The 24,174-nt window shown below is 67.8% G+C and carries 23 protein-coding genes; 20 read left to right on the forward strand and 3 right to left on the reverse strand.

Annotated elements, in window-relative coordinates; genetic code table 11:
* The first annotated feature begins 50 nt into the window (after window positions 1–50).
* Window positions 51–2,171 (forward strand): transcription termination factor Rho, encoded by a 2,121-nt coding sequence (gene rho / locus A9310_RS24745; protein WP_065632839.1) that lies wholly within the window; start codon window positions 51–53, stop codon window positions 2,169–2,171.
* A 374-nt stretch (window positions 2,172–2,545) separates the two neighbouring features.
* Here rho and A9310_RS24750 read toward each other — a convergent pair whose 3' ends face one another.
* Complete coding sequence (locus A9310_RS24750) at window positions 2,546–3,478, reverse strand: heme transporter (protein ID WP_065632840.1); 933 nt, start codon at window positions 3,476–3,478, stop codon at window positions 2,546–2,548.
* A 1-nt stretch (window position 3,479) separates the two neighbouring features.
* Window positions 3,480–4,688 carry a sulfite reductase subunit alpha gene (locus A9310_RS24755; RefSeq protein ID WP_065632841.1) on the reverse strand — a complete coding sequence of 403 codons (1,209 nt, stop codon included), beginning with the start codon at window positions 4,686–4,688 and terminating at the stop codon, window positions 3,480–3,482.
* A gap of 301 nt (window positions 4,689–4,989) precedes the next feature.
* On the opposite strand from A9310_RS24755, the gene rpmE reads away from it, so the two are divergent.
* The 16 genes from rpmE to A9310_RS24835 all read left to right on the forward strand — a co-directional run bounded on the left by rpmE (window position 4,990) and on the right by A9310_RS24835 (window position 19,526).
* Window positions 4,990–5,202 carry a 50S ribosomal protein L31 gene (gene rpmE, locus A9310_RS24760; protein ID WP_010842972.1) on the forward strand — a complete coding sequence of 71 codons (213 nt, stop codon included), beginning with the start codon at window positions 4,990–4,992 and terminating at the stop codon, window positions 5,200–5,202.
* Between the two features lie 120 nt (window positions 5,203–5,322).
* On the forward strand, window positions 5,323–6,399 hold the full coding sequence (gene prfA / locus A9310_RS24765) for a peptide chain release factor 1 (RefSeq protein ID WP_055474996.1): 1,077 nt from the start codon (window positions 5,323–5,325) through the stop codon (window positions 6,397–6,399).
* 5 nt (window positions 6,400–6,404) lie between these two features.
* Window positions 6,405–7,313: a HemK/PrmC family methyltransferase gene (locus A9310_RS24770; RefSeq protein ID WP_065632842.1), complete on the forward strand. Its 909-nt coding sequence runs from the start codon at window positions 6,405–6,407 to the stop codon at window positions 7,311–7,313.
* 4 nt (window positions 7,314–7,317) lie between these two features.
* Window positions 7,318–7,977 (forward strand): L-threonylcarbamoyladenylate synthase, encoded by a 660-nt coding sequence (locus tag A9310_RS24775; RefSeq protein ID WP_065632843.1) that lies wholly within the window; start codon window positions 7,318–7,320, stop codon window positions 7,975–7,977.
* Entirely contained in the window at window positions 7,974–9,233 is a 1,260-nt protein-coding gene (gene glyA / locus A9310_RS24780; protein ID WP_083207522.1) for a serine hydroxymethyltransferase, read from the forward strand. The genes A9310_RS24775 and glyA overlap by 4 nt, the downstream gene beginning before the upstream one ends.
* A 51-nt stretch (window positions 9,234–9,284) precedes the next feature.
* On the forward strand, window positions 9,285–10,484 hold the full coding sequence (locus tag A9310_RS24785; RefSeq protein WP_055474993.1) for a glycosyltransferase family 4 protein: 1,200 nt from the start codon (window positions 9,285–9,287) through the stop codon (window positions 10,482–10,484).
* 284 nt (window positions 10,485–10,768) lie between these two features.
* Window positions 10,769–11,182 carry a hypothetical protein gene (locus tag A9310_RS24790; protein ID WP_004021250.1) on the forward strand — a complete coding sequence of 138 codons (414 nt, stop codon included), beginning with the start codon at window positions 10,769–10,771 and terminating at the stop codon, window positions 11,180–11,182.
* The gene (gene atpB, locus A9310_RS24795) at window positions 11,179–11,928 is read left to right on the forward strand and encodes a F0F1 ATP synthase subunit A (RefSeq protein WP_055474992.1); all 750 of its coding nucleotides are present in this window, start codon (window positions 11,179–11,181) and stop codon (window positions 11,926–11,928) included. The genes A9310_RS24790 and atpB overlap by 4 nt, the downstream gene beginning before the upstream one ends.
* 136 nt (window positions 11,929–12,064) lie before the next feature.
* Complete coding sequence (locus A9310_RS24800) at window positions 12,065–12,316, forward strand: F0F1 ATP synthase subunit C (RefSeq protein ID WP_004021252.1); 252 nt, start codon at window positions 12,065–12,067, stop codon at window positions 12,314–12,316.
* A 47-nt stretch (window positions 12,317–12,363) separates the two neighbouring features.
* A complete protein-coding gene (locus A9310_RS24805; RefSeq protein WP_055474991.1) occupies window positions 12,364–12,852 on the forward strand; it encodes a F0F1 ATP synthase subunit B in 489 nt (162 codons plus the stop codon).
* A gap of 2 nt (window positions 12,853–12,854) precedes the next feature.
* Window positions 12,855–14,279 carry a F0F1 ATP synthase subunit B/delta gene (locus tag A9310_RS24810; protein WP_065632844.1) on the forward strand — a complete coding sequence of 475 codons (1,425 nt, stop codon included), beginning with the start codon at window positions 12,855–12,857 and terminating at the stop codon, window positions 14,277–14,279.
* 86 nt (window positions 14,280–14,365) lie between these two features.
* Window positions 14,366–15,994, forward strand: a complete 1,629-nt coding sequence (gene atpA, locus A9310_RS24815; RefSeq protein WP_055474989.1) for a F0F1 ATP synthase subunit alpha — start codon at window positions 14,366–14,368, stop codon at window positions 15,992–15,994.
* Window positions 15,995–16,039: 45 nt separating this feature from the next.
* Window positions 16,040–16,963: a F0F1 ATP synthase subunit gamma gene (locus tag A9310_RS24820; RefSeq protein ID WP_065632845.1), complete on the forward strand. Its 924-nt coding sequence runs from the start codon at window positions 16,040–16,042 to the stop codon at window positions 16,961–16,963.
* A gap of 69 nt (window positions 16,964–17,032) precedes the next feature.
* On the forward strand, window positions 17,033–18,481 hold the full coding sequence (gene atpD, locus A9310_RS24825) for a F0F1 ATP synthase subunit beta (protein ID WP_010842985.1): 1,449 nt from the start codon (window positions 17,033–17,035) through the stop codon (window positions 18,479–18,481).
* A gap of 9 nt (window positions 18,482–18,490) precedes the next feature.
* Entirely contained in the window at window positions 18,491–18,871 is a 381-nt protein-coding gene (locus tag A9310_RS24830) for a F0F1 ATP synthase subunit epsilon (RefSeq protein WP_055474987.1), read from the forward strand.
* A gap of 214 nt (window positions 18,872–19,085) precedes the next feature.
* Window positions 19,086–19,526 (forward strand): DUF2550 domain-containing protein, encoded by a 441-nt coding sequence (locus A9310_RS24835; protein WP_065632846.1) that lies wholly within the window; start codon window positions 19,086–19,088, stop codon window positions 19,524–19,526.
* Here the strand turns inward: A9310_RS24835 and A9310_RS24840 are convergent.
* A complete protein-coding gene (locus A9310_RS24840) occupies window positions 19,523–20,215 on the reverse strand; it encodes a cob(I)yrinic acid a,c-diamide adenosyltransferase (RefSeq protein ID WP_065632847.1) in 693 nt (230 codons plus the stop codon). The two genes, A9310_RS24835 and A9310_RS24840, sit on opposite strands and share 4 nt — an antisense overlap.
* Before the next feature lie 97 nt (window positions 20,216–20,312).
* On the opposite strand from A9310_RS24840, the gene murA reads away from it, so the two are divergent.
* From murA to A9310_RS24855, 3 genes are all read left to right on the forward strand, one after another.
* Window positions 20,313–21,569 (forward strand): UDP-N-acetylglucosamine 1-carboxyvinyltransferase, encoded by a 1,257-nt coding sequence (gene murA, locus A9310_RS24845; RefSeq protein WP_058252773.1) that lies wholly within the window; start codon window positions 20,313–20,315, stop codon window positions 21,567–21,569.
* 138 nt (window positions 21,570–21,707) lie between these two features.
* Window positions 21,708–22,979: an NDMA-dependent methanol dehydrogenase gene (gene mdo / locus A9310_RS24850; RefSeq protein ID WP_004021262.1), complete on the forward strand. Its 1,272-nt coding sequence runs from the start codon at window positions 21,708–21,710 to the stop codon at window positions 22,977–22,979.
* Between the two features lie 75 nt (window positions 22,980–23,054).
* Entirely contained in the window at window positions 23,055–24,170 is a 1,116-nt protein-coding gene (locus A9310_RS24855; RefSeq protein ID WP_065632848.1) for a MoxR family ATPase, read from the forward strand.
* The last annotated feature ends 4 nt before the right edge of the window (window positions 24,171–24,174 follow it).

Raw genomic sequence — 24,174 nt, forward strand, 5'->3', positions numbered from 1 at the left:
AACGTAGACCTCACGCAGTTCTCGTCTGCGGGAGGAACGAAAGGACTTCCGTGACCGATACGGACCTGATCACCGCACCTGCCGAGCAGGAATCCGCGGGTTCGGCCGGCCCCGACTCGGGACGACCGGCCACCAAGACACGTGCACGAACCGGCCTGTCCGGCATGGTGCTCAGCGAACTGCGGACGGTCGCCGGTGAACTCGGCATCAAGGGCACCTCCGGGATGCGCAAGGGCGATCTGATCGCCGCGATCAAGGAGCGCCAAGCGGGTGGCGACGCCCCGGCCGCGAAGAGCGCTCCCGCCCGGTCGAAGGCCGGCACGTCGAAGCCGGCGACGAACGACGACCAGCTGACCATCGGCGACTCCCCGGCCGCGACCGGGGCGGACACGACCGAGAAGAACGACGCCCCCCGGAGCGGCGCGCGCACCCAGCGCGGCGCCGGCCGCAAGGCCGCTGCCGCCGACGCACCGGCCGAGGCGTCGTCCACCGAGACCGCGAACGCCGACGCTTCGGGACCAACGAACAACCCGGCTGCCACCCAGGCCGACGGCTCGCGGAACGGCGCCGACGCGGCGAAGTCCGAGGCCCAGGCCGGGGATGCACCCAAGGGAGGCAGCGCTTCCGAGACCGACTCGTCGGAGACCGGTGCGGGACGCGAGCGACGCCGCGGCCGTGACGGCTCGGGCGAGGCCGCGGGTGACTCCGACGGCAACGACCAGCGCACTCGCCGCAACCGCAACCAGAACCGCGACAACCAGAATCGCGACGCGGGCCAGAACCGCGACAACCAGAATCGCGACGGGGGCCAGAATCGCGACAAGCAGAACCGCGACGGCAACCAGAACCGCGACGGCAACCAGAACCGCGACGGAAATCAGAATCGTGACGGGGGCCAGAACCGCGACGGGGGTCAGGACGACGACGGCGAGGGCGGCGGTCGCCGTCGGGGTCGCCGGTTCCGTGAGCGTCGTCGCGGCCAGAATCGCGACACCCCGAACGAGCCGCAGGTGTCCGACGATGACGTGTTGCAGCCCGTCGCCGGCATCCTCGACGTGCTCGACAACTACGCCTTCGTGCGCACCTCGGGGTACCTCGCCGGTCCGAACGACGTCTACGTCTCGATGAACCTGGTCCGCAAGAACGGACTTCGACGCGGCGACGCGATCACCGGTGCGGTCAAGGTGCCGCGTGAGGGCGACCAACAGAACCAGCGCCAGAAGTTCAACCCGCTGGTGCGGCTGGACACCGTCAACGGCGGAGACGTCGAGACGGCCAAGCGTCGCCCCGAGTTCAACAAGCTCACGCCGCTGTACCCGAACCAGCGCCTGCGGCTGGAGACCACCCCCGAACGACTCGACACCCGTGTGATCGATCTGATCATGCCGATCGGCAAGGGGCAGCGCGCCCTGATCGTGTCGCCGCCGAAGGCCGGTAAGACGACGATCCTGCAGGACATCGCCAACGCGATCGCGACCAACAATCCCGAATGCCACCTCATGGTCGTCCTCGTCGACGAGCGTCCCGAGGAGGTCACGGACATGCAGCGTTCGGTGCGGGGTGAGGTCATCGCCTCGACCTTCGATCGGCCGCCGTCAGACCACACCTCGGTGTCCGAGCTCGCGATCGAGCGCGCCAAGCGACTCGTCGAGAGCGGGAAAGACGTTGTGGTGCTGCTGGACTCGATCACCCGTCTGGGTCGTGCGTACAACAACGCGTCGCCCGCGTCGGGTCGGATCCTGTCCGGTGGTGTCGATTCGACCGCGCTGTACCCGCCGAAGCGGTTCCTCGGCGCGGCGCGCAACATCGAGAACGGCGGATCGCTGACGATCATCGCCTCGGCGCTCGTCGAGACCGGCTCCACCGGCGACACGGTGATCTTCGAGGAGTTCAAGGGCACCGGCAACGCCGAGCTCAAGCTCGACCGTAAGATCTCCGAGCGCCGGGTGTTCCCGGCGGTGGACGTCAACCTGTCGAGTACTCGTAAGGACGAGCTGCTGCTGTCGCCGGAGGAATTCTCCATCGTGCACAAGCTGCGTCGCGTGCTCTCGGGTCTCGACTCGCAGCAGGCCATCGACCTGCTGATCAGTCAGCTCAAGAAGACCAAGACGAACATCGAGTTCCTGATGACGGTGCAGAAGACCGCGCCGGGCGGGAACAACGACGACTGAGTTCTGCGACTGCAAACGAGCCACGAAGGTCACCGGACCTTCGTGGCTCGTCGTTTTCGCTCCTCGGGAACTGCGGCCTGGCGGCCGTCGTGGACTACGACACAACACTCGCGAGCATCTGAACCTCATGCTCCCTGAGGTGCGAGCGAAGCGAGCCACGAAGGGTGTAGCAACGTGTCTCGCCAGCCCTTCGTGACTCGTCGACCTCGACGCGCTCCTTCGTCGCTTGCTCGGCCCGGCGGCTTGCGCTTCTCGCACCTCAGGGAGCAGGGGTTTTGTAGTCTCTTCGGATCAGCGAGCGATGGGGGTTCGCTTCTCTCGGATTGGGGAGCGGTGGGAGACGGACGGGGTTGCGCGACTCGCGCGGTGTCCTCTCAGCCGGCGAGGTCGGCCGCCAGGTGTTGCCACGCCTGCGCACACGGCGGTGCGACGGCCCCGGTCTGGGTGACGATCAGCGCGCACTCGCCTCCGCGGCTGTAGATCTCGAGTGATCCCGTGCGGTCCCACACCCCGCGGGGCCACGTCACCCAGCATTCGCCGACGAGGTCGAAGTTGATCATCACGCGGGCGCTGCCGGATGCCAGCACCATCTGGCCCCGATGCTCGCGGGCTCCGTCGAGACGGTCCTGGCGCATCTGGATGCATCCCGGCGCCGCCGTCGCGAAGGTCACGGTCATCCCCAGTCCCGCTGCGTGCTCGAGTGCGGCGATCACCGCACGTGTCTCGACGCGGACGGTACGCGCGCAGTCGAGATGGGGGAGGGCCGCCAGGCGGGCGACACCTCCGTCGGTGAGTACCGCGTCGAATTGTGCGACCTGATCGTCGTCGATCGAGGCGGACGGGTCCACGCACTGTGGCGCAGGCGAATCCACGAAGGGCCCATCAAGGACCGCGGCCGCGCCGGTGCAGGTCATCGCCTCGAACGCCAGCCGGTCGGAGTTCTCCGTCAGGTAGGTGGCGTGAGCGGTGTTGCCGCGGTGGTCGAACAGTCGCAGGGTCGGCGGAACGTGGGCGGCGGGATCGCTGAGCAACGCCGACGACAAGCGAGAGGGGTTGAGCCGCAGTGCGATCTGCTGCGAGTCGACACGAAGCGGACCGCCCACGGTCGTCGGGAGGTCATGGACTCCGACCGCGTTCATGATCACCGGACCGGCAACGGTCACGCCGACGACCTGGGCCAGGCCGGGCAGGCGCGCGGCGACCGCGGGGACGTCGTGATTCACCGAGGAGTCCGCGAATCCGGCTGTCCGCAGCAGGATCTCGAGATCGCTGCGGGCGTGCGGATGGTCCCCGGCGGAGTGGGTCATCTCAGTAGACGTCGCGTGAGTAGCGATTCTCCGCGCGCAGGCGATCGACGTACGCCGCGGCCTGGTCGGGCTCGAGACCACCGTGTTCGGCGACGATCTCGTGCAGCGCCGCGTCGACGTCGTCGGCCATCGTCGTGGCGTCGCCGCACACGTACAGATGCGCGCCGGCCTCGAGCCACGCGAACAGCTCACCGCCGTGTTCGCACATCCGGTCCTGGACGTAGATCTTGTGTTCCTGATCGCGGGAGAAGGCGAGGTCGAGCCGGTCGAGAAGCCCGTCGGTGACGAACCGGTCGAGCTCCTCGGCATAGAGGTAGTCGTGGCCGCGATGCTGGTCACCGAAGAACAGCCAGTTGCCGCCGGGTGCGCCGGCCGCGGCCCGCTCGTGCAGGAAACCGCGGAACGGGGCGATGCCGGTGCCCGGGCCGATCATGACGGCCGAGACGTCGTCGGCGGGCAGCCGGAACTTCTTGTTGGGGGAGATGAAGACGGGCACGGTGGCGCCGGGCGCGCAGCGGTCGGCCAGATGGGTGGAGCACACACCTCCGCGATCCCGGTCGGCGACGCGGTAGCGCACCGTGGCCATCGTGATGTGGACGGTGTCGCCGTGGACTAGCGGGCTCGACGAGATCGAGTACTCGCGGTGCGCGAGGGGACTCAACTCCTCGAGCAGTTCCTCGGGAGTCGGGGTGAAGGTCGGGTCCAGATCCAGCAGATCGAGGACGTCGAGTCCGTGGAGCCACGCGTCGAGTGCCTGCGGGTCTCCGGCGTCGAGAAGCCGGGTGAGTTCGGGGTGTCCGGTGCGTTCGGCGACGACCCGGACGAGGTACTTCGACGGCGCCCCGATCTCGTACCTGCTGGTCAGTGCCTCGCGCAGGGTATAGGTCGCCTTGCGGTCGGCGATGATCTCGTCGCCCACCGCACGCAGCCGGGCGAGCAGGAGATCGACCAGCGCGGGATCGTTCGTCGGAGCGATGCCGATGCCGTCGCCGGGCTCGTAGGTGATGCCGCTGTCGCCGAGATCGAGTTCGAGGTGCCGGACCTCCTTGGCCGATCCGGGACCGGAGATGAGCTCGTTCCGCACGACCGTCGCCGGGTAGGGATTGCGCCGGTTCCACTGCGATCGGGCCGTCTTGCCGGTACGACGGGCGGGGGAGGTCCGTGCGGTGTCGACTGTGAGGCTGCTGCCGGTGGAGGCGGCGTCGTACATCGAGGATTCCTTCGGGGACGGGGTGCGGGGGAGCGTGTGCCGCCGACAGGGCGGGCGACGCCACGGTACTACACTTAGGCAACCCTTACGAGGATCGCGATCTGCGTCACGTGCAGTGGAGTGCGGATGGCCGTGGCGGGAATGGATCCGAGCGGCCTGCCGTTGAGGCACCTGCGACCGCGGTGACCGGGATTTTTCCCGGGTGATGCCCCCGTGGCATACTGATCGGTCGAGTCCGGTTCCGGTTCACACCGTCGACAAGCGACGGTGACCCGGCGACCTCAGAAAGGGACAGTCAGACATGAAGCAGGGAATCCACCCCGAGTACGCGACGACCACCGTCGTCTGCGGCTGCGGCAACACCTTCGAGACCCGCAGCACCGCTGCCAACGGTCGGATCAACGTCGAGGTCTGCTCGCAGTGCCACCCGTTCTACACGGGCAAGCAGAAGATCCTCGACACCGGCGGCCGCGTTGCCCGGTTCGAGAAGCGCTACGGCAAGCGCGCCAAGTAGACCACGCTGCGACGCCCGCCCGACGATGTCGGGACGGGCGTCGCTGTGTTTTCCGGTCAGAGTTCTTCCCGGTTCGCCGATCATCCGTTGTGGCGCCGGTCGACAAGTGAGGTCGCCTTCATGAGTACGCAGAGTCCCTCGGCCATCGACGACATCCTGGCCGAGCACTCGGGTCTCGAACGTCAACTGGCCGATCCCGCCCTGCACGACGATCCCGCCGCGGCCCGTCGCGTCGGCAAGCGATTCGCCGAGCTCGCACCGGTCATGGCGACCTACACCCGGTTGAAGGCGGCACGCGAGGATCTGGAGGCCGCACGTGAACTGGCCGCCGATGACGCGTCGTTCGCCGCCGAGATCCCCTCTCTCGAAGAGGCCGTGGAGGAACTCGACGCGACGTTGACCGACCTGCTCGCCCCGCGCGACCCCCACGACGCCGACGACGTGGTCCTGGAGATCAAATCCGGTGCGGGCGGCGAGGAATCGGCACTGTTCGCGGCGGACCTGGCCCGGATGTACCTCAAGTACTGCGAGCGGCACGGTTGGAAGGCGCAGGTGCTCGGCGTGACCGAGTCGGATCTCGGCGGCTACAAAGAGGCCACCTTCTCGATCAAGTCGAAAGAGGCCGTGCGCGACGGGGTCTGGTCGCGACTGAAGTTCGAGGGCGGTGTGCATCGCGTCCAGCGGGTGCCGGTCACCGAGTCGCAGGGCCGCATCCACACGTCGGCGGCCGGGGTGCTGATCTACCCCGAGCCCGAAGAGGTGGCCGAGGTGACGATCGACGAATCGGAACTGCGTATCGACGTCTACCGCTCGTCCGGCAAGGGCGGCCAGGGCGTGAACACCACCGATTCGGCGGTCCGCATCACCCACCTGCCCACCGGAATCGTCGTCACATGCCAGAACGAACGTTCGCAGTTGCAGAACAAGGCGCGCGCGATGCAGGTCCTCGCCGCCCGGCTGCAGTCCGCAGCCGAGGAAGAGGCGGAGGCCGCCGCCGCGCAGGGTCGTGCGGCCCAGATCCGCACCGTGGACCGGTCCGAGCGGATCCGGACCTACAACTTCCCCGAGAACCGCATCACCGATCACCGCATCGGTTACAAGGCCAACAATCTCGACGCGGTGCTCGCCGGTGACATGGACAACCTGCTCGACGCGCTCGTCGCCGCGGACCGGCAGGCCCGCATGGAAGCGGAATAGGAGTCGTGACCGGCAGGCCGACCCCGTTGTCGGACGAACTGCGTGCCGCGACCGCCCGTCTCGCCGCGTCCGGGATCGACTCCGCACGCCGTGACGCCGAATGGCTGATGGCCCACGTGCTCGGGATCGATGCGGGCCGACTGGTGCTGGTGGACACGATCGACGACGCGCCGGCCCGCGCGTTCCGGTCGGCGATCGACCAGCGGTCGCAGCGGATTCCCTTGCAGCACATCATCGGGACCGCCGCCTTCGGCCCCGTCGAGCTGGCCGTCGGCCCCGGGGTGTTCATCCCCCGGCCGGAGACCGAGTACCTCCTCGAATGGGCGGTCGACCGACTCCGCGCCACCCCCGGATCGCATTTCGCGGCTGATTTCTGCAGCGGCAGTGGGGCACTGGCGATCGGCATCGCCGCGATGAGTCCGGCGACCCGGGTCGTGGCGATCGAGGCCGACGAGGATGCGCTGGTGTGGTTGCGTCGCAACGTCGCCGACGCGACACCGGCCGTCGGGTCACGGGTCGACGTCGTCGCCGCGGACGTCACCGATCCGGATCAGGTCGCGGGAGCCATCCCGGCCGGCAGCGTGTCGGTCCTGGTCACGAACCCGCCCTACGTGCCGCTCGACGCCGTGGTCGGACCCGAGGTCGCCCACGACCCGGCTCGCGCGGTCTTCGGCGGCGCGGACGGGATGTCGGTCATCGTGCCGATGGTGCCGGTCATCGCCCGCACGCTGACGCCGGGTGGCGTCGTCGGGATCGAACACGACGACACGACCGCCGACGCCGTCGTGTCGTGCCTGCACGCGCACGGCGACTTCGAGGAAGTCACCCGGCACACGGATCTCACGGGCCGGCCGAGGTTCGTGATGGCGCGCCGACGGCAGGCCGGGTCCGTCGGACGCGGCATGGCAGGATGATCGCGTGAGCACTGTTTTCGACTGCAACGATCCACAGAACCGCTCGTCGGGGATTCGGGCGGCGGTCGGGGCGGCGAAGGCCGGACGGCTGATCGTGATGCCCACCGACACGCTCTACGGAGTCGGTTGCGACGCCTTCGATTCCGACGCCGTCGGTGCGCTCCTCGCAGCCAAGCACCGGGGACGCGACATGCCCGTGCCGGTCCTGGTCGGTTCCTGGCACTCGATCGACGGCCTGGTCCTGTCCGTCCCGCAGCCCGCACGCGACCTGATCGAGGCCTTCTGGCCGGGCGGCCTGAGTCTGGTTGTCCGACAAGCACCCTCGCTGGCGTGGGACCTCGGCGACACCGACGGCACCGTCATGCTGCGGATGCCGCTGCACCCGGTCGCGATCGACGTGCTGCGCGAGGTGGGGCCGATGGCGGTCTCGAGCGCAAACGTCTCGGGACGTCCGCCGGCGACCACCGCCGACGAGGCGCGCGAACAACTCGGCGACGAGATCGCCGTGTATCTCGACGGTGGGCCGGCACCGGCCGCGCAGGCGTCGACGATCGTCGATGTCTCCGGGCCGAGTCCGCGCATCCTGCGCGAGGGCGCGGTCCCGACGGACGCCGTCGCCGACGTACTCGACACGGACCCGGCCGCACTGCTCGCGGAGCGATGAGCCCCGACGCGCCGAGGTCCGGACCACCCGGCGTCGAGGCGGGCGGCGCACCGACCGGCGACGCCGCGGTCGACGCCCTGGTGAGCCGCGAGGTCGGACGGCGCCGCGACACCGTGCAGCTGCTCGCCAGCGAGACCGATCCGACTCCCGGCGTGCGGGCCGCGATGGCGTCGGTCTTCGACGCGAAGTATGCGGAGGGGTATCCTGGGGCGCGCTACCACGGCGGTTGTGACGTGGCCGACGAGCTCGAGGAGCTCGCCGTCGGCCGGGCCCGTGCGCTGTTCGGCGCCGCGTACGTCAATGTCCAGCCGCTGTCGGGCAGTGCGGCCAACCTCGCCGTCTATGCCGCCTTCGCCCAGCCCGGAGACCCGGTGCTCGCGCTGCGCCTCGAACACGGCGGCCACCAGACGCACGGTTCTCGGGCGAACTTCTCCGGGCGATGGTTCTCGCCGTTGCACTACGAGGTCCGCCGCGACGACGAACTCGTCGACTACGACCAGGTCAGGGATCTCGCGCTGGTGCACCGCCCCCGCATCCTCGTCGCCGGCGCCGCGTCCTACTCGCGGACGTTCGACTTCCCGACCCTGCGCCGGATCGCCGACGAGGCCGAGTGCATCCTCTGGGTCGACGCCGCACATCTCGCCGGGCACATCGCGGCCGGCCTGCTGCCCTCGCCGGTGCCGCACGCCGACATCGTCACCCTGTCCACCAACAAGGTGATCCGCGGTCCGCGAGGCGGGGTCATCCTCGCGCGAGCCGAACACGGCGAGGCCCTGCGCAAGGCGGTCTTCCCGTTCGTGCAGGGCGGTCCCGCGATGCACGCCGTCGCCGCGAAGGCGGTCGCCTGCGCGGAATCCGGTACCGACGAGTTCGCCGGCTACGTCCGTCGTGCGGTGGACAACGCCCGCGGTCTCGCCACGGAACTGGCCTCTCGGGGCGCCCGGGTGGTGTCCGGCGGCACCGACATCCACCTCGCGGTCGTCGACGTCAGCGGCTTCGGCATCTCCGGGATGGAGGCGCAGCACCGGCTCGGCGCGGCCGGGATCGTCGTCGACAAGGCGGTCCTCCCGTTCGACACCCGCCCCGTCTCCGAGGGATCGGCGATCCGGATCGGTACGCCGGTGGCCACCGAGCGCGGCATGACCGCCGCGATGCATCCGATCGTCGCCGACGCGATGGCCGCCGCGATGTCGACGCGCGACCGTGAGACACACCAGCGGATCCGTCGCGAGATCGCCGCACTGGCCTACGGGTAGCGTGGTCGCAATGTCGGAGACCCTTGCCCGTCTGACACCGGTGGTGGCGCGATGACCGGTGCCGCACCGGTGTTGCTCGCCGCCGCCGCGGACGGGGGAGGGACGGGCGTTCCTCTGCGCGAGCTCCTGCTCGTGGGGCTCACGGCCGCGGCCATGACCTACCTCCTGACCTCGGCGGTCCGCGTCTTCGCGATCCGCGCCGGCGCGGTCGCCGTGCCGCGGGTCCGCGACGTGCACGTGATCCCGACACCTCGCCTCGGCGGGCTCGGGATGTTCGGTGGGGTGGTCGCCGGGATCGCGCTCGCCGCGAACCTCCCCGCGCTCAATCGCGGTTTCGCCTACACCACGGACATGACGGCGGTGATCGCCGCCGGCACGGTGATCGTCCTCGTCGGCGTCGTCGACGACCGGTGGGGCCTGGACGCGCTGACCAAATTCGTCGGTCAGCTCACCGCCGCCGGCGTCCTGGTGCTGCTCGGCATCAGCTGGCTGCAGCTCTACATCCCGTTCGCCGACATCGGCACGCTGGTGCTCGACCCGCTGCAGGCCGGTCTCCTCACGGTCGCGATCACGGTCGCGACGATCAACGCGATCAACTTCGTCGACGGCCTCGACGGTCTGGCCGCGGGATTGGGACTCATCGCCGCGGCGGCGATCTGCATGTTCTCGCTCGGTCTGCTGCGCGACCAGGGCGGCGACGTCAGCTACTACCCCCCGGCCCTCATCTCGGTGGCACTGGCCGGCGCGTGCCTCGGATTCCTGCCGCACAACTTCTCGCCCGCACGGATCTTCATGGGTGACTCGGGTGCGATGCTGATCGGTCTGCTGCTCGCCGCGGCCTCCACGAGCGCCTCGGGCCGTATCGCCGTGAACGCCTACGGACCGGCCGACATCTTCACGCTGCTGTCCCCGCTGATCCTGGTCGCCGCCGTCGTCTTCATCCCGATGCTCGACATGCTGCTGGCGGTGATCCGGCGGACCCGGGCCGGCGTCGGTTTCTACACCCCGGACAAGATGCACCTGCACCACCGGCTGCTCGAACTCGGGCACTCGCAGCGCCGGGTCGCGCTGATCATCTATCTGTGGGTCGGGGTGCTCGCGTTCTCGGCGGCGGCCAGCACGCTGTTCCCGCTGTCGGTCGTCGCGCCGGCCTTCGGTGCGGGCCTCGTCGTCGCGATGCTGGTGACGATGGCGCCGCGCCTGCATCGACGCCTCGCCGAACTGCGAACGTCGACGAAGGCGTACCACTGACCGGCGTCTGCGACCCTGTCATTTCCGTGAGGGCGATACCTCGGCCTAAGGTAAGGAAACCGTAAATTATCGTGTACTATCGCCCGTAGTAGTCAACATGTGCGCAGACCCGGACACAAAGCCCCGGTTCTGTCTCACACGACGCAATACCCCCCGGTGAGACACCAAGAACGGTGTTGGTAGGGTCACAACGAAACGCGAGCTGACGCCCAGCGGCCATGTGCTGCTGCACGTACGCGGGTGATCCGTGCCATCGGTATGGAGTAGGAGAGCTGAGGAGGGACATGACCGCATCTGCCCCTGATTCGGCCCCCGTCTATCCCCAGGCGCCGACCGGACTCCGCCGCCCCGCGCTCATCGCGGGCGGGTTCATCGTGGTGGTGGCTGCCGTCTCGCTCGCCGTCGGACATCCGCTCTTCGCGGTGTTCTTCCTTCTCGGTGTCGCCGGGATCTTCGTCAACGCGATCCTCGTCCGACGTGCCGTCGACGTCGTGGTCGCCGACGAGAACCCGCGCAAGACCGCCCTTGCACTCAACTCCGCCATGCGACTCGGTGCCATCACGGCGCTCGCGCTGCTGGCGGCTTTCCTGGTCCAACCCGACGGGTTGGGCGCGATGTTCGGACTCGCCATCGGCCAAGTGGTCTTGGTGCTGAACACGGTCATTCCGGTGATGAAAGGACTTCGTAGCCAACCATGACGACCGCCTTCAACCTTGCCGCAGAGGATGGCGAACCGGCCATTCAGGTGGGTCATTACACCAAATTCGAGCTGTTCGGACTGACCTTCAACCTGGAGACCATCATCGCGACGGCGCTGGCCGCGGCGATCATGCTCGCGCTGGCGTTCTACCTGAAGTCGAAGGTCACCTCGACCGGCGTGCCGTCGGGTGTGCAGCTGTTCTGGGAGGCCATCACCATCCAGATGCGTGGGCAGGTCGAGAGTGCCATCGGCATGAAGATCGCCCCCTACGTTCTCCCGCTCGCGGTCTCGCTCTTCACCTTCATCCTGATCTCCAACTGGCTGTCCATCCTGCCGGTCCAGGTCGGTCACCACGAGATCCTCAAGCCGCCGGCCGCGGACGTGAACTTCGCCTACGCCCTTGCGCTCTTCGTCTTCGTCTGGTATCAGATCGCCGGCTTCCGGAAGCGCGGCCTGCTGGGTCACCCGAAGCGGATCATCAAGGGCCACGTCGCATTCCTCGCGCCGATCAACGTCATCGAGGAGTTCACCAAGCCGATCTCGCTCTCGCTGCGACTCTTCGGCAACGTCTTCGCCGGCAGCATGATGGTCGCCCTGATCGCACTCTTCCCGCCGTACATCATGTGGGCGCCCAACGCGATCTGGAAGTCCTTCGAGCTCTTCGTCGGTCTGATCCAGGCGTTCATCTTCGCGCTGCTGACGATCCTCTACTTCTCGCAGTCGATGGAGACCGAGGATCACTGACCCGCCCGAACCAGGGCACCGCGCGGAGACGGACACGGCCGCGCCCACAACCGAACATGACGACCTGCTCCGGCACCTGTCGGCGCAACTCCAGACCTGACACACCAGATGTCAGCAACGAAAGGGAAATATCACAATGGATCCAATGATTGGCCTCGGCGCACTCATCGGTGGCGGCCTGATCATGGCCGGTGGCGCCGTCGGTGCCGGTATCGGTAACGGTCTGGCCGGTAGCCAGCTGATCGCCGGTATCGCTCGCCAGCCCGAGGCACAGGGTCGCCTGTTCACCCCGTTCTTCATCACCGTCGGTCTGGTCGAGGCGGCCTACTTCATCAACCTGGCCTTCATGGCGCTCTTCGTGTTCGCCACCCCGATCAGCGCCGGCTGATCGTCGCTCTCCCTTTTGTCGCCGAGTAGAAACGACACCTCACCACAATGACGCTTGCTGCAGAGAACTTCCTGCTCCCGAATGGAACGTTCTTCGTTGTCCTGCTCATCTTCGTGATTTTGCTGCTGGTCATCCGCAAGTTCGTGGTTCCGCCGATCCAGCAGGTCCTCGAGGAGCGGGACGCGATGATCCACCGCACCGTGGAGGACAACCGGACCGCCGCCGCCGAATTCGAGGATGCGGACGTCCAGTTCCGTTCGCTCCTCAAGGAAGCGCGCGGTGAGGCCACCGCCAAGCGCGACGATGCTCGCGCCCAGGGGCGGGAACAGCTGAACGAGATGAAGCAGCGAGCGACCGCCGAGGCCGACGCCGCCCTGCAGTCGACCAGCTCCGAGCTGGCGACGCAGGGTGAGCAGGCCGCCTCGACGGCTGCAGCTGATGTGGACGCACTCGCCAAGACGCTTGCGGCGCGTGTGCTCGGTGTCGACTCGGCCACTCTTTCCGATACCCGATCGACGAGCGGAGCGGTGAACTGATCATGGCTGCCAACACTGAGACCGAATCCGACCAGGGCCCCATCGGCACCTGGCTGCACGACATCGGTGCTGCGTTCGACCCCGCGATCTTCATCGCTCAGCTCTTCGGCTTCGCGGTCATCATCTTCCTCCTGTGGAAGTACGTCCGGCCGCCGGTGGCGAAGATGATGCGGGATCGACAGGAGACCGTGCGTCAGCAGCTCGCCGAGAGCGAGGCCGCTGCCAAGCGCGTCGCCGACGGCAAGCAGGCCCGCGAGAAGGCGGTCGCCGAGGCCAAGGCCGAGGCGGAGCAGATGCAGAAGGACGCCGCGGCCGACGCCGAGGCGATCACCTCCGACATCCGCGCCCAGGCCGATCACGAGGTCAAGCGCATCTCCGAGCACGGCCGCAACCAGGTCGCCCTGGTGCGCGCCAACCTCGTTCGTCAGCTGCGAACCGATCTCGGACTCACCGCGGTCGACAAGGCCGGCGAGCTGGTGCGCAACCACCTGGCCGACGACTCCGCCCAGGCGGCCAGCGTCGACCGGGTCATCGACGAACTCCAGGAGATGTCGTCGGGTTCGGCGAACGCGGTTCCCTCGAGCGCCTCGCTCGTCGGTCTGCACGCGATGCGTGCCGCCAGCCGCGACGCCGCTCTCGCCGTGTCGGAGCACTTCGATTCGGCGGCAATCGATCTCGACGGTTCGGCACTGGCCGACGCCTCGGGTGACCTCACCGCGGCCATCAACTTCCTCGGCGAGAACCCGGTGCTGCGCAAGCGCCTGGTCGAGGACGACGAGAACCCCGAGGGCAAGAAGGCCATGGTGCACCGTCTGTTCGACGGCAAGCTCGCCCCGGTCGTCGTCGAGGTGCTCGCGACCGCGTCGAGTCAGCGGTGGTCGTCGTCGAGCGACTTCGTCGTCGGTCTGCGTCGTCAGAACTCCCTGATCGTCCTCACCGCCGCCGAACGCGACGGGGTCATCGAGCAGGTCGAGGACGAGCTCTTCCGGGTGAGCCGAGTCCTCGAGGCCAACCCGCAGCTGTCCTCGCTGCTGTCCGACCACGGCAAGGACGCCGACAAGCGCGTCGACCTGCTGAAGAAGCTGGTCGGCGACAAGGTCGGCACCCACACCTGGACGCTGCTGTCCTCGACCGTGCGCCTGCTGCACGGCCAGGCCGCCGACGTCGCTGTCGATCAGCTCGCCGAGCTGGCCGCCGCCCGTCGCGGCGAGTCGGTCGCCCACGTGGTGTCCGCCTCACCGCTGTCCGATGCCCAGATCGATCGACTGTCGGGCGTGCTCGGCGGAATCTACGGTCGGACCATCTCGGTGCAGACCGAGATCGCCCCGGAACTGCTCGGCGGTCTCCGGATCAGTGTCGGCGACGAGGTCATCGACGCCGATGTCGCGACACGGCTGGCCAAGGCCGCCGAGACGCTGCCGCGCTGACGACCACCCCGACACACCCGAACCCACGAAGCCCAGAGCTCAGAGCCTTCGAGACTCAGAGCCACATCAAGGAAAGACGAGAACCCATGGCGGAGTTGACGATCTCACCAGACGAGATCAAGGGAGCGATCGAGCAGTACGTCTCGTCGTTCGAAGCCGAAGCGTCGCGTGACGAGGTCGGCATCATCACCGATACCTCGGACGGCATCGCCCACGTCAGCGGCCTTCCGAGCGCAATGGCCAACGAGCTCCTCGAGTTCCCCGGCGGCGTCCTCGGCGTCGCACTGAACCTCGACGAGGACGAGATCGGCGCCGTGATCCTGGGTGACTACGAGTCCCTGGAAGAAGGCCAGCAGGTCAGCCGCACCGGCGACGTGCTCTCCGTCCCCGTCGGTGATGCGTTCCTGGGACGCGTCATCAACCCGCTGGGTGCCCCGATCGACGGCCAGGGCGACATCGAAGCCGACGAGCAGCGCGTCCTCGAGTTGCAGGCCGCCACCGTGCTCGAGCGCCAGCCGGTCGAGGAGTCCCTCGCCACCGGCATCAAGGCCATCGACGCCATGACCGCCATCGGCCGCGGACAGCGTCAGCTCGTCATCGGCGACCGTAAGACCGGCAAGACCGCGGTCTGCATCGACGCCATCCTGAACCAGAAGGCCAACTGGGAGACCGGCGACCCCACCAAGCAGGTTCGCTGCATCTACGTCGCGATCGGTCAGAAGGGTTCGACCATCGCCGGCGTCAAGTCCGCCCTCGAAGAGGCGGGCGCGATGGAGTACACCACCATCGTCGCGGCTCCCGCCTCGGACTCGGCCGGCTTCAAGTGGCTGGCCCCGTACACCGGCTCGGCCATCGGCCAGCACTGGATGTACCAGGGCAAGCACGTCCTCATCGTGTTCGACGACCTGACCAAGCAGGCCGAGGCCTACCGCGCCATCTCGCTGCTGCTGCGTCGTCCGCCGGGCCGCGAGGCATACCCCGGTGACGTCTTCTACTTGCACTCCCGTCTGCTGGAGCGTTGTGCGAAGCTGTCCGACGAGCTCGGCGGCGGCTCGATGACCGGTCTGCCGATCATCGAGACCAAGGCCAACGACGTCTCGGCGTTCATCCCGACCAACGTCATCTCGATCACCGACGGCCAGGTCTTCCTGGAGTCGGACCTCTTCAACAAGGGTGTTCGACCGGCCATCAACGTCGGTACCTCGGTGTCGCGCGTCGGTGGCGCCGCCCAGACCAAGGGCCTCAAGAAGGTCTCGGGATCGCTGCGTCTGGAGCTGGCCCAGTTCCGTGAGCTGGAGGCCTTCTCGGCCTTCGCCTCCGACCTCGACGACGCCTCGAAGGCGCAGCTCGAGCGCGGTGCCCGCTGGGTCGAGATGCTGAAGCAGGACCAGTACAGCCCCTTCTCGGTCGAGGATCAGATCGTCTCGATCTACCTCTGCGGTGAGGGCCACTACGACTCGGTCCCGGTCGACGACGTGCGCAACTTCGAGACCCAGCTGCTGAGCCACCTGCACCACAACGCGACCGGTGTCTACGACTCGATCGCCGGCGGCAAGGTGCTCAGCGACGACCAGGCCGAGGCCCTGATCGCCGAGACCAACAAGTTCAAGAACGGCTACCTCACCCACGACGGCCGTCGCGTCGTCAACGAGGCCGAGGCCGAGGCGATGGATGCCGACAACGTCGAGAACGAAGAGATCAAGATCCGCAAGTGATCTCAGACGTCAACGGACATCGCGAAAAGGAAGGGGTGAGGGCTCATGGCCAGCATTCGTGAGCTGCGCTCACGCATCCGGTCGGTCCAGTCGACCAAGAAGATCACCAAGGCTCAGGAACTGATCGCGACCTCGCGTATCACCAAGGCACAGGGACGGGTGGCGGCGGCCAAGCCGTACTCGCACGAGATGACCGCCGTGCTCTCGGAGCTGGCGAGCAACTCGGGATCGCTGGACAACCCGCTGCTCAACGAGCGGGAGAACCCGAAGCGCGCCGCGATCCTGGTCGTGACCAGCGACCGCGGTATGTGCGGTGGTTACAACGCGAACGTGCTCAAGGCGACCCGCGAACTCATCGCGCTCCTGCGCGACGAAGGCAAGGAAGCGGTCCTGTTCGTCATGGGTCGCAAGGGTGTCGGGTTCTTCAGCTTCCGGGGTCTGGAGATCTCGGACTCGTGGACGGGCTTCTCGGAGTCACCGCAGTACTCGGACGCGGCGACGGCGACCAGCTTCCTGGTGGACCTCTTCCAGGCAGGATCGGGCACCGAGGTCGAGCGCCCAGAAGGAGACGGCACCCTCGAGGGTGTCGACGAGCTGCACCTGGTCTACACGCGGTTCCAGTCGATGCTGGCGCAGGTGCCCGAGGTCCGGCGGATCGCCCCGCTGGTCGTGTCGCACGACGAGGATTCGTCCGACGACACGCCGTCGCGCAACTACACCTTCGAACCCGGGGCCGACGCCCTGCTCGACGCGCTGCTGCCGAAGTACGTGGCGACGCGGGTCTACGCGGCGCTGCTGGATTCGTCGGCATCGGAGTCGGCCGCGCGCCGCACCGCGATGAAGGCCGCGACGGACAACGCCGAAGAACTGTCCAAGTCGTTGTCGCGCGAGGCCAACCAGCTCCGCCAGGCCCAGATCACCCAGGAAATCAGCGAGATCGTCGGCGGCTCGAGCGCACTGGCGAACTAGCGTGCGCGCCAGCCGAGTCCGGATCGACGAGAACCCATACTTCGATAAAGAGGAAGTGACCCAAGCACCATGACCGCAGCAGTAGAAACCCCCTCCGCGCAGTCGGCGGGTTCCGCCGACGGGCGGGTCGTCCGCATCATCGGCCCCGTGGTCGACGTCGAGTTCCCGCGGGGCTCGATTCCTGAACTGTTCAACGCCCTGCACGCCGAGGTCGCTCTCTCCTCGGTCGCCAAGACCCTGACCCTCGAGGTCGCGCAGCACCTCGGTGACAACCTGGTGCGCACGATCTCGATGCAGCCGACCGACGGCCTGGTCCGCGGCGCGGCCGTGTCCGACACCGGCAAGTCGATCGTCGTGCCGGTCGGTGATGTCGTCAAGGGCCATGTGTTCAACGCCCTCGGTGACTGCCTCGACAGCCCGGGCCTGGGTCGCGACGGCGAGCAGTGGAGCATCCACCGCAAGCCGCCGGCCTTCGACGAGCTCGAGGGCAAGACCGAGATCCTCGAGACCGGCATCAAGGTCATCGACCTGCTGACCCCGTACGTCAAGGGCGGCAAGATCGGTCTGTTCGGTGGTGCGGGCGTCGGCAAGACCGTCCTCATCCAGGAGATGATCACGCGTATCGCGCGTGAGTTCTCCGGCACCTCGGTGTTCGCCGGCGTCGGTGAGCGCACCCGTGAGGGCACCGACCTCCACCTCGAGATGGAGGAGATGGGCGTTCTCCAGGACACCGCGTTGGTGTTCGGTCAGATGGACGAGCCGCCGGGCACGCGTATGCGCGTGGCGCTGTCGGCGCTGACCATGGCGGAGTACTTCCGCGATGTGAAGCACCAGGACGTGCTGCTCTTCATCGACAACATCTTCCGCTTCACGCAGGCGGGCTCGGAGGTCTCGACCCTCCTCGGCCGTATGCCGTCCGCGGTGGGTTACCAGCCGACCCTGGCCGACGAGATGGGTGAGCTCCAGGAGCGCATCACCTCGACCAAGGGCCGTTCGATCACCTCGCTGCAGGCGATCTACGTCCCCGCCGACGACTACACCGACCCGGCACCGGCCACGACGTTCGCGCACCTCGACGCGACCACCGAGCTCTCGCGTCCGATCTCGCAGCTGGGTATCTACCCCGCCGTGGACCCGCTGACCTCGACCTCGCGCATCCTCGAGGCGTCGATCGTCGGCGACGAGCACTTCCGTGTCGCCAACGAGGTCAAGCGCATCCTGCAGAAGTACAAGGAACTGCAGGACATCATCGCCATCCTCGGTATGGACGAGCTCTCCGAAGAGGACAAGGTCACGGTGCAGCGTGCGCGCCGTATCCAGAAGTTCCTCGGCCAGAACTTCCTCGTCGCCGAGAAGTTCACCGGCCAGAAGGGCTCGGTCGTCCCGCTCGCCGACACCATCGAGGCCTTCGACCGTGTCGCCAAGGGCGAGTTCGACCACCTGCCCGAGCAGGCGTTCAACAGCTGCGGTGGACTCGACGACGTGGAGGCCGCCGCCGCCAAGATCAGCGGAAAGTAGCGGTTCGCCATGGCTGAGAAGTCCTTCCACGTCGAGGTTGTCTCCGCGGATTCGAGCCTGTACTCGGGAGAGGCCACGTTCGTGATCGCGCAGACCACCGTCGGTGAGCTGGGTGTCCTGGCCAACCACGAGCCGCTCCTGGGCCAGTTGGTCCCGGGTGGTTTCGTGGTCATCGTCGAGGAGAACGGCAACCGTCGTGCGGCAGCGGTCGAGGGCGGGTTCCTCTCCGTCACCGGCGAGGCCGTCACGGTGCTGGCGGAGTCGGCCGACTGGGCCGACGACGTCGACGTCAACGCGGAGAAGACCGCGCTCGACGAGGCGGAGCCGGATTCGCCCGAGTACCACCGTGCTCACGCGCGTCTGACTGCGGCACAACACCTTTCCCGGTAGAGCGAGCCGCGCGAGCGGTTCGGGTCAACGACCGACCTCGGCCGGCCATCGGAATTCTCCGATGGCCTGCCGAGGTCGTTTGGCGTCTCATGTGCACGTTCTGGCATGCTTGTTCCACAGCCCCCTGTCCCGCGTGTATGCAGCCCAAGCCGTCTGGAGCCCTACCGGGTTCGACGCTTCGCCTATCCGCGGTGACTGCACGAAGGAGTAGGTGATGTCGCTGGCGTTCGTGATGCTCAGTGTGCTGCTGGCGGTGGCGCTCCTGTTGTGTGGCTTCCTGGCGCTGCGTCTGGCGCAACTCCGACGCGCGGGTACTCCGGTCCTGCTGCGCACGGTGCCGGCCGGCGTCGACCAGGGATGGCGTCACGGCACCGTGCACTACAGCGACGACTCTCTGCGCTACTACCGGCTCACGTCGCTGAAACCGGGGCCGAACGTGACGTTCGCACGACAGGGCATGGAGATCTCCGGTCGTCGCGCCCCCGAGGGCACCGAGACGGATATCCTCGACGGCATGCTCATCCTGCAGGTGCAGACCGCCGGCCGCGCCGAGGACGACTACGAACTGGCGATGGGCCCGGGTGCGGTGACCGCGTTCCAGTCCTGGCTCGAATCCCGGCAGTCCGCGAGATCGCAGCGGCGCCGCAGCGCCTAGGAATCCGGCTGCGCCGGGGCTTTCCCGCCCGTCTTCGCCGGGTCTTGATGGACCGGCTTCGCCGGGGGCCGTTGCCGGTTGCCGCCCGGAACCCACTTGACGTCGCCGGGCGAGTTCGCGCCCTGCTGGCCGCCTCCCGCGGCGGGGCGAGTGCGGTTCGCCACCCGCGACAGGATGAACAGCAGATCCGACAACCGGTTCAGGTATTTCGCGGGCAGCACGCTGGTGTCGTCGGGGTGGGCGGCGACCGCTGCCCACGCCGAGCGCTCGGCCCGTCTGGTCACCGTACGTGCCTGATGCAGCAGGGCAGCCAGCGGTGTGCCGCCCGGCAGGATGAACGAGTCCAGTGCGGGCAGATCGGCACCGAAGGAGTCGCACCAGCGCTCGAGGGCATCGATGTAATCCTGCGCGATGCGCAGCGGTGGGTACTCGGGGTCGTCGACGACCGGCGTGGAGAGGTCGGCGCCGGCGTCGAAGAGGTCGTTCTGGACGGTCGTGAGCACTTCCCGGAGGTCGTCGGGGACGTCACCCCCGAGTGCCAGGGCGAGACCGATGACGGCGTTCGCCTCGTCACAGTCGGCGTAGGCGACGACACGCGGATCGGTTTTGGGCACCCGGGAGAAGTCGCTCAGCCCGGTGGAGCCGTCGTCGCCCGTTCGGGTGTAGATCCTCGTCAGGTGTACCGCCATGCGTCGAATGTACTGCGCCGACCCACGGGATCGGACGCACGGTCGGAGGACGTACTGGCCGGTGGGCCGGTGACCCCGGACGGTTAAGGTGGCAGTCGTGAGCGATCGGTTTCTGGTGTCCGGGGGAGCGCGTCTGTCCGGCGAGGTGGCAGTGGGGGGCGCGAAGAACAGCGTCCTGAAACTCATGGCCGCGGCCCTCCTCGCCGAGGGGACGACCGTGCTGACCAACGCACCCGAGATCGCCGATGTCCCGCTGATGGCGGACGTTCTCCGCGGTCTCGGTGCGGTCGTCGACATGGACGGCGAGACGGTCACCATCACGGCGCCGGCGGAGCCGAAGTTCCACGCCGACTTCGCGGCGGTCCGGCAGTTCCGCGCCTCGGTCTGTGTCCTCGGCCCGCTGATGGCGCGTTGTCACCGAGCCGTCGTGGCGCTGCCCGGCGGAGACGCGATCGGGTCGCGGCCGCTCGACATGCACCAGGCGGGTCTGCGTGCCCTGGGCGCCACCAGCTCGATCGAGCACGGCTGCGTGGTGGCCGAGGCCGACACGTTGGTCGGCGCACCGATCGCGCTGGAGTTCCCGTCGGTGGGGGCGACCGAGAACATCCTCATGGCCGCCGTGCTCGCCGAGGGACAGACCACCATCGACAACGCCGCCCGCGAGCCGGAGATCGTCGACCTGTGCGTGATGCTGCAGCAGATGGGCGCACAGATCGACGGCGCCGGCACCTCGACGCTGACCGTCGTCGGTGTGGACCGGCTGCATCCGACGACACACCGGGTGGTCGGAGACCGCATCGTCGGTGCCACCTGGGGGATTGCGGCCGCCATGACGCGCGGTGACGTGACCGTGCGCGGCGTGAAACCCGAGCACCTGCAGCTGGTTCTGAACAAACTGGGCGACACCGGCGCGGTGGTCGACACCTTCGACGACGGCTTCCGGGTCCGGCACGACCGCCGGCCCACCGCCGTCAACGTCTCGACGCTGCCGTTTCCCGGATTCCCCACCGATCTGCAGCCGATGGCGATCGGCCTCGCCGCCATCTCCGACGGCATGTCGGTGATCACGGAGAACGTCTTCGAGGCCCGGTTCCGCTTCGTCGAGGAGATGGTCCGTCTCGGTGCGGATGCGCGGACCGACGGCCACCACGCCGTCATCCGCGGGATCGACCGCCTGTCGAGTGCGCCGGTCTGGTGTTCGGACATCCGGGCGGGCGCCGGCCTCGTGCTGGCCGGGCTCGTCGCCGACGGGGTGACCGAAGTGCACGACGTCGAGCACATTGACCGCGGGTACCCGCACTTCGTGGAGATCCTGCGCAGTCTCGGCGGTGAGATCGAGCGCGTGCGCGACTGAACCCTGTCCGATCGGACAGGTACCGGCCCGTCCGGCCGGGTGCACTGTGGTCGAGGACGGGCAGGACCCCTTGTCCCGGTTGTGATCTGGACGACATTCTCGTTGTGACAGACCAACCGTCACAAGGAGTTCACCACCATGGCCATTGAGCTGAACCAGATCTGGGACTTCCCGATCAAGGAGTTCCACCCGTTCCCGAAGGCGAAGCTGGGTGTCGGCGCGCACGACATGCTCGGTGTCGAGGCCAAGGACCTGGGCATGACCCGCGCGCTCCTGATGACGACGGGTCTACGCGGCTCCGGGATCATCGAGGAGCTGATCGGCAAGATCGAGTACCAGGGTGTCGACGTGGTGCTCTACGACCAGGTGGAGTCCAACCCCAAGGACTACAACTGCATGGACGCCGCGGCCCTCTACCAGTCGGAGAAGTGCGACGGCATCATCTCGGTCGGTGGCGGCTCCAGCCACGACGCCGCCAAGGGTGCACGTATGGTCATCGCCCACGACGGCCGCAACATCAACGAGTTCGAGGGCTTCTCCAAGGCCACCAACAAGGAGAACCCCAAGCACATCGCGGTCTCGACGACGGCCGGCACCGGCTCGGAGACCTCCTGGGCCTACGTCATCACCGATACCTCGGATATGAACAAGCCGCACAAATGGGTGGCCTTCGACGACACCTGCCTCGTCGACCTGGCGATGGACGACCCGCTGCTCTACTACACGTGCCCCGAGCACTTCACCGCCTTCTGCGGTTTCGACGTGCTCGCGCACGCGAGCGAGCCCTACGTGTCGCGTCTGGACTTCGCACCCTCGCTGGGCAATGCCAAGTACTCGATCGAGCTGATCCGCGACCATCTGCGCACCGCCGTGTACGACCCGCGAAACCTGGCGGCCCGCACCGGGATGATGTACGCGCAGTACATCTCCGCGCAGGCGTTCAACTCCGGCGGCCTCGGTCTCGTGCACTCGCTGTCGCATGCGGTGAGCGCGTTCTATGACAGCCATCACGGGCTGAACAACGCCATCGCCCTTCCCCGCGTCTGGGAGTACAACCTGCCGTCTCGCTACGAGCGTTACGCCGAGATCGCCGCGCTGCTCGGTGTCGACACATCGAAGATGACGACGGTCCAGGCCGCCGACGCCGCCGTCGAGGAGGCCATCCGCTTGGGCAAAGACCTCGGCATCCCCGACAACTTCGGTCAGCTGTCGACGAGCAGCTACGACAAGAACCGGATGAACACCGGCAAGTACGAGGGCCGCGGCGAGACCATGGACACCTCGGACAAGCAGATCCGCGCCATCGCCGAGCACATGATGGACGACTGGTGCACGCCGGGCAACCCACGGGAGAGCACCGTCGAGTCGCTGATCCCGATGGTGGCGCACGCCTTCACCGGCAGCTACTGATCCGCCCGCTCGCCCGCCTGATCCGAGATCCTGACTGTTCCGAGAACCGTAGGCCGACAAGGAGTCCGACATCTGATGACGCACGTGTGCGCACCTCGGGAAACCGCCGAGGACATCACCCGGGACATCACCCCGGACAGCCGTTCCTTCCCGTCCGTGGAGGAGCTGACCGAGGCGTTGGGTGAGCAGGGATACCTGATCGGTCCGGAACTCGCGGTCGTCGTCCATCTCGCGACGCTCCTCGACCGGCCCCTCCTGCTGGAGGGGCCGGCCGGGGTCGGCAAGACGGAGCTGGCGAAGGCGCTGGCGTCGGCATCGGGGCGCGAGCTGGTACGGCTGCAGTGCTACGAGGGTCTCGACGAGTCGCGTGCCCTCTACGAATGGGATTACGCACGACAGCTTCTCCACGTGCAGATGCTGCGCGATCGCATCAGTGCGGAACTCGCCGCCGAGACGACCCTCTCGGCCGCGAGTTCGGCGCTGGCGCGCGCCGAGGTCGGCGTCTACACCGAGGACTTCCTGGTGGCCCGGCCACTGATGGCGGCCATCACGTCGCCCTCGCCGACGGTCCTGCTCGTCGACGAGATCGACCGCACCGACGAGGCGATGGAAGCGGTAATGCTCGAGGTCCTCGCCGAGCGCCAGGTGACGGTCCCCGAACTCGGGACGTTCACGGCGCGGTCGTCGCCATGGGCCATCCTGACCTCCAACGACACTCGTGAACTCTCGCCGGCGCTCAAGCGTCGCTGCCTGCACTTCCAGGTCGACTATCCGGATCCGCAGACCGAGCGGGACATCGTCGCGGTCCGCGCCCCCGACGTCGAGGAGACGATCATCGGCGAGGTGGTCGACCTCGCCCGGCGGCTTCGCGATCTCCCGTTGCGCAAGAGCCCGTCCATCGCGGAGGTGATCGACGCCGCGCGGGCCGCCTCGTACCTCGGAGCACGAGACGGACAGGCGGGCACGCCGATCGACGCCGAGCATCGCAGCGCTCTGCTGGCGCTGCTCGTGAAGTTCGGTTCGGACGGCGAGATCGCCCGGCGCGCACTGGCTGCCGAGGCCGACAGCGGTGGGTCGCCGGTGAACGGATCGCCGATCGGCGTGGACGGGACCACACCCGGCGGGTCGGTGACCGCGCGCGCGTTCGGTGCCGGACGCGCCCGCAGTGCGGGTGTCCGACCGGGACGGTGACGCC

Origin of the sequence: Gordonia sp. UCD-TK1, assembly GCF_001691435.1 — a bacterium.
Lineage (GTDB): Bacteria > Actinomycetota > Actinomycetes > Mycobacteriales > Mycobacteriaceae > Gordonia > Gordonia hongkongensis.

Coding starts and splice junctions, on each gene's coding strand:
- A9310_RS24835 (WP_065632846.1), top strand. CDS start 19,086: ATGTCGCTGGCGTTCGTGATGCTCAGTGTGCTGCTGGCGGTGGCGCTC.
- glyA (WP_083207522.1), top strand. CDS start 7,974: ATGAGCCCCGACGCGCCGAGGTCCGGACCACCCGGCGTCGAGGCGGGC.
- atpD (WP_010842985.1), top strand. CDS start 17,033: ATGACCGCAGCAGTAGAAACCCCCTCCGCGCAGTCGGCGGGTTCCGCC.
- A9310_RS24830 (WP_055474987.1), top strand. CDS start 18,491: ATGGCTGAGAAGTCCTTCCACGTCGAGGTTGTCTCCGCGGATTCGAGC.
- A9310_RS24810 (WP_065632844.1), top strand. CDS start 12,855: ATGGCTGCCAACACTGAGACCGAATCCGACCAGGGCCCCATCGGCACC.
- A9310_RS24785 (WP_055474993.1), top strand. CDS start 9,285: ATGACCGGTGCCGCACCGGTGTTGCTCGCCGCCGCCGCGGACGGGGGA.
- A9310_RS24790 (WP_004021250.1), top strand. CDS start 10,769: ATGACCGCATCTGCCCCTGATTCGGCCCCCGTCTATCCCCAGGCGCCG.
- A9310_RS24805 (WP_055474991.1), top strand. CDS start 12,364: ATGACGCTTGCTGCAGAGAACTTCCTGCTCCCGAATGGAACGTTCTTC.
- mdo (WP_004021262.1), top strand. CDS start 21,708: ATGGCCATTGAGCTGAACCAGATCTGGGACTTCCCGATCAAGGAGTTC.
- A9310_RS24855 (WP_065632848.1), top strand. CDS start 23,055: ATGACGCACGTGTGCGCACCTCGGGAAACCGCCGAGGACATCACCCGG.
- rpmE (WP_010842972.1), top strand. CDS start 4,990: ATGAAGCAGGGAATCCACCCCGAGTACGCGACGACCACCGTCGTCTGC.
- A9310_RS24800 (WP_004021252.1), top strand. CDS start 12,065: ATGGATCCAATGATTGGCCTCGGCGCACTCATCGGTGGCGGCCTGATC.
- A9310_RS24750 (WP_065632840.1), bottom strand. CDS start 3,478: ATGACCCACTCCGCCGGGGACCATCCGCACGCCCGCAGCGATCTCGAG.
- prfA (WP_055474996.1), top strand. CDS start 5,323: ATGAGTACGCAGAGTCCCTCGGCCATCGACGACATCCTGGCCGAGCAC.
- atpB (WP_055474992.1), top strand. CDS start 11,179: ATGACGACCGCCTTCAACCTTGCCGCAGAGGATGGCGAACCGGCCATT.
- A9310_RS24755 (WP_065632841.1), bottom strand. CDS start 4,688: ATGTACGACGCCGCCTCCACCGGCAGCAGCCTCACAGTCGACACCGCA.
- A9310_RS24840 (WP_065632847.1), bottom strand. CDS start 20,215: ATGGCGGTACACCTGACGAGGATCTACACCCGAACGGGCGACGACGGC.
- atpA (WP_055474989.1), top strand. CDS start 14,366: ATGGCGGAGTTGACGATCTCACCAGACGAGATCAAGGGAGCGATCGAG.
- A9310_RS24820 (WP_065632845.1), top strand. CDS start 16,040: ATGGCCAGCATTCGTGAGCTGCGCTCACGCATCCGGTCGGTCCAGTCG.